This window comes from Kamptonema animale CS-326 (genome assembly GCF_028330895.1).
GTDB classification, from domain to species: domain Bacteria; phylum Cyanobacteriota; class Cyanobacteriia; order Cyanobacteriales; family Microcoleaceae; genus Kamptonema; species Kamptonema formosum.
The window spans coordinates 1-4,157 of the sequence record NZ_JAQMUA010000054.1 but is presented as its reverse complement, the minus strand read 5'-3'; the positions used below and the strand labels follow the sequence as shown (position 1 = coordinate 4,157).

Below are 4,157 nucleotides of genomic sequence, written 5' to 3'. Positions count from 1 at the left end.
GGGGCCGTTACGGGTTTTTTTCGTAAGTACTGGTTAAGAGGAAAGCCTTCCCGTTTTTATCCGAATACGGAAGAAACCTCTGCCCTTAATCTAAAAGGTGAGGGGAAAATTTTTATCTTTCTTCCCCTCACTCCTAATAAATTTATTCTTTTTCCCCCTTGACAAATTACCAATTCCCAATTCTCAATTACCAGTTTTCCCTTTGCTGATTATTCAAAATTGGTCGAATTGCCTGCGTTATCGTCTGGGTAGTCTACTGGTCGATACTCAACATAGTCTGCTGGCGCTGGGTCTTCGCTACCTCTACTCCGGCGAGACCTGGATTCTTCAGGAGGACGGCTTCTTTTTGGTCTTGTAGTTTCGGGGTTACGACTCTCTGACCCAGGGGGGCGGCTATTGCGCGTGCGAGTAGGCTTGTCTTCGAGATCGCTTCCTTCCCAGTCGTCGGGTTTCTCTGTTGGTGAGGTTCCGGGACGCACGGGCCGCTTGCGGGACTTTTCTCCTAAATCTGGTCGTGGTGTACTGCTACGACTTGATGGCCGACGGCGGGGTTCGTCTTCGTAGGTCTCCCGCGTGGAACGCGGATCTTGGCTTGCTCTAATTCGGGGACGGGGAGGATAATCTTCTTCTGGTTCAAGTCGTTCTAGCTCAGCGTCATAGCTATCATAAGCGTAGGCATTGCTGACCGGTCGCTCTTCATCTACTATCTGGTTGCGGCTTTTTGCGCCGGCCGTTGCAGCGCCGCGCAAATTAACGCTTTCTACTGCAAAGAAGATGGCGGTACCAGAAAGGAGGAACTGACCGAAAGCCAGAATGGGGTCTAGTCGCCATCCTTGAAATAGCAGGATACCGCCGCACAGCAAGCCTACAGCGGCAAAGAAAATATCGTGATCTCGCGCTAGTTTGGGTTTCCAAGATCGCAGAAAGTAGAGGCCTGCGCCGGCCACTGCTAGGACGATTCCCAGCAGACTGCTCCAGTTCAATCCAAAATTAACCATTAGCCTTTCTCCTATGTCAGTCCTAATGTTAACGATTTAGAAATAAAATCTCTACTGAGATTAAGCTGATAGGACTTACACTCATGGGCCCAGAAACCGGGTTTTTACGAAAATACTTCGTTAGAGCATCGCAGATTTGGTAAAAAAGCAGGTTATCAAGGTCTATGAGTATAAGTCCTAGCTTATAAGTACAAGGAAAAAGGAAGAGCGTTAACTGTTGACCATTGACCGTTCGCTGTTTTTCTGTCAACCGGTAACAGTTAACCGTTAACAGTTAACAGTTAACCCATTCTTAACCTGATTAGGTGCGTTTGATCTTATCTTTCTGGCTGATAAAGATCAGTGCGACTGTTGCCGGAATTAATACAAGCCCAGCACCCCAAAGCAGACTGTAGAAAAAGTTAGCTAGTGAAGGAGTCATAGATCCAAAGCCCTCTATTACAAGAATTTGATTTTTATTAATTTTATAATAGGACTTACCCAAAAGTAAGGGGCTAGGGGCTAGGGAAGAAGGGGCTAGGGAAGAAGGGGCTAGGGGCAAGGGGCTAGGGGCTAGGGCAAGAGGGTTACGGAAACAGGTTAAAATTATGAGAAAGTTACTTTACAATACTTAAGATATTAATGGCTGACATGAGTTCTATTACGATTGCGAGTTGGATACTGGGCTTTGTCCTGGTGGTGATGACCTTGCTCTTTATTTTCCGCATTGTCCTGACTTGGTATCCGCAGGTAAACTTGAATCGACTACCCTTTAGCTTAATTGCTTGGCCGACAGAGCCCTTGTTAATCCCGATGAGGAAGATCGTGCCTCCAATTGGGGGGGTGGACATCACGCCAATTATTTGGGTAGGTATTGTCAGCCTCCTGCGGGAGATGCTATTGGGTCAGCAAGGATTGCTGACGATGATGTAATTGGTTAACGGTTAACAGTTAACGGTTAACAGTTAACTGTTAATTGTTAACGCTTGTTTTGACGCATCCACTCCTCAACGAAATTTGTGTAGACTTCGCCGGCAAGGAAGGCTGGGGTTTCTAGGATTTTTTGATGGAAGCCGATGGTCGTGGGTACGCCGGTGATGGCGCATTCTCGGAGGGCGCGTTTCATTCTGCGGATGGCTGTGGGGCGATCGCGCCCCCAGACGATCAATTTGCCAATCAAAGAATCATAATAAGGCGGGATCTCGTAATCTGTGTAGACGTGAGAATCCATTCGCACGCCGGGGCCCCCAGGAGGCAAATAGCCGCTGATCCTGCCGGGGTGGGGGCGGAAGTTATGGTCGGGGTCTTCGGCATTAATGCGACATTCTATGGCGTGACCGTTCATTACAACTTGGTGTTGATTAAGTTGCAATTTTTCACCTTGGGCGATGCGAATTTGTTCGGCGATTAGGTCAAGGCCGGTAATCATTTCGGTGACAGGATGTTCTACTTGGATGCGGGTGTTCATTTCCATGAAGTAGAATTTGCCCGATTTGTCAAGCAGAAATTCGACGGTTCCCGCGCCGGTGTAGTTGATGGATTTGGCAGCTTTAACAGCAGCGTGACCCATTTTTTCTCGCAGTTTGGGAGTAAGGGCGGGACTGGGGGCTTCTTCAAGGAGTTTTTGATGTCGCCGTTGGATGGAACAGTCTCTTTCGCCGAGATGGATGACGTTACCGTGAGAGTCGGGTAGGATTTGAATTTCGATATGGCGAGGGCATTCGATGAATTTTTCTAGGTAAATGCCTGGGTTGCCAAAGGCGGCATCAGCTTCACCTTGGGCGGCGGCTAGAAGTTTGGGCAGTTCGCATTCTTCTCGAACCAGCCTCATGCCGCGCCCACCGCCGCCGGCTGTGGCTTTGATCATTACGGGATAGCCAATTTCACGGGCGATCGCGATCGCTTCAGTTTCGTCTTTTAATAATCCGCCGCTACCTGGTACTGTGGGTACGCCGACTCGCTGCATGGTTTCTTTGGCTGTCGATTTGTCTCCCATCGATCGCATGGCTTCTGGGGAAGGGCCCACGAAGGTAATCTGGTGATCGGCACAAATTTCGGCAAATTTAGCATTTTCCGCTAGGAAACCGTAGCCGGGGTGAATGGCTGTGGCGTGGCGGGTGAGGGCGGCGGCGATAATGTTAGGGATGTTTAGATAGCTTTTGCTGCTGGTGGGTTCACCGATGCAAACGGCTTCATCCGCTAATTGGACGTGGAGGGCGTGGCGATCTATGGTGGAGTGTACCGCGACGGTTGGAATCCCCATCTCTTCGCACGTGCGGATGATACGGAGGGCGATTTCTCCGCGATTGGCAATTAAGAGTTTGGAAAACCCCATCTTTGGTACTTGTGACTCTGCGATCTGTAGAATAAGCCTTTTCGGTATATTCTGGTAATGAATATTACCCAAAATCTAGTTTAAAGAAATTTGTTGCACAATTATCAGGTTTTGGTGTTAAGATTGTAAATCGGCAGTAGTAGAGTGAAAAGTAAGGGTTGCAAGTGGTGGGTCTGAAGAAAAATCTTCAACTCAAAACCGCGCAGTGTTGCGAGGTACGAAGCAATCTCAAAACTTAAAACTCAAAACTCAAAGAGCGGATGTGGCGGAATTGGTATACGCGCACGTTTGAGGGGCGTGTGGCTTGTCCTTGCGAGTTCGAGTCTCGCCATCCGCATTTACAACTTAAGTAATTAGTAGTTTCCTAATTGCTAAGGACGAACAGTTGAAAATTAAGACCTGCCGGACAAGACTGGGGCGATGGCGTTTCCCAGTCTCGTTTTTTTTGGGAGGGTAAGGCGATCGCGCGGTTGAGAATTCTGATATCTTAATAAAGTGGGCAGCTAGTCGGGATTGCATCTAAGAAATTAAGATTTGAATTAGAAAAGCTGCTGGAAATACCCATAAATTTGAAGTGATGGGGATTTGTCAATCAGTGGAGAGTTATGACAGGGATGCAATCTCAAGAGAATTTAAACAGCGCCAGTGTTGAGGAAATGGTAAAGCGCATCTTTATCAATCGCAAGATTACTCGTGCCGATCAGCGAAGGTTTATGGCGGCGATGATGTCTAAAGAGGCTTTGACTATGGAGGAACATGAACAAATTGACCGAGTTTTTGATGGTTTGCGCCGAGGGGTGTTGAGGGTGGTGGATTAAGAAGGGGCTAGGGGCTAGGGGCTAGGG

At 48.2% G+C, this 4,157-nt stretch carries 5 protein-coding genes and 1 tRNA gene; 3 read left to right on the top strand and 3 right to left on the bottom strand.

The genetic code is table 11. The features are described from left to right. Positions 1 to 209: 209 nt before the first annotated feature. Both PN499_RS03330 and psbX read right to left on the bottom strand, forming a co-directional pair. Complete coding sequence (locus PN499_RS03330) at positions 210 to 998, bottom strand: Ycf66 family protein (RefSeq protein ID WP_272030265.1); 789 nt, start codon at positions 996 to 998, stop codon at positions 210 to 212. 301 nt (positions 999 to 1,299) lie between these two features. Beyond that, positions 1,300 to 1,419, bottom strand: coding sequence for a photosystem II reaction center X protein (gene psbX, locus PN499_RS03325; RefSeq protein WP_026103631.1), 120 nt, complete (start codon positions 1,417 to 1,419; stop codon positions 1,300 to 1,302). A 209-nt stretch (positions 1,420 to 1,628) separates the two neighbouring features. Between psbX and PN499_RS03320 the strand changes: the two genes are divergently transcribed. Beyond that, the gene (locus PN499_RS03320) at positions 1,629 to 1,910 is read left to right on the top strand and encodes a YggT family protein (RefSeq protein WP_026103630.1); all 282 of its coding nucleotides are present in this window, start codon (positions 1,629 to 1,631) and stop codon (positions 1,908 to 1,910) included. Between the two features lie 46 nt (positions 1,911 to 1,956). On the opposite strand, the gene accC is transcribed toward PN499_RS03320, so the two are convergent. Beyond that, positions 1,957 to 3,312: an acetyl-CoA carboxylase biotin carboxylase subunit gene (gene accC, locus PN499_RS03315; RefSeq protein ID WP_272030264.1), complete on the bottom strand. Its 1,356-nt coding sequence runs from the start codon at positions 3,310 to 3,312 to the stop codon at positions 1,957 to 1,959. A gap of 256 nt (positions 3,313 to 3,568) precedes the next feature. Here accC and PN499_RS03310 point away from each other — a divergent pair. Both PN499_RS03310 and PN499_RS03305 read left to right on the top strand, forming a co-directional pair. Beyond that, positions 3,569 to 3,649: transfer RNA gene (locus PN499_RS03310), tRNA-Leu, on the top strand. Between the two features lie 268 nt (positions 3,650 to 3,917). Continuing rightward, positions 3,918 to 4,130, top strand: coding sequence for a hypothetical protein (locus tag PN499_RS03305; RefSeq protein WP_007356691.1), 213 nt, complete (start codon positions 3,918 to 3,920; stop codon positions 4,128 to 4,130). Positions 4,131 to 4,157 lie beyond the last annotated feature (27 nt).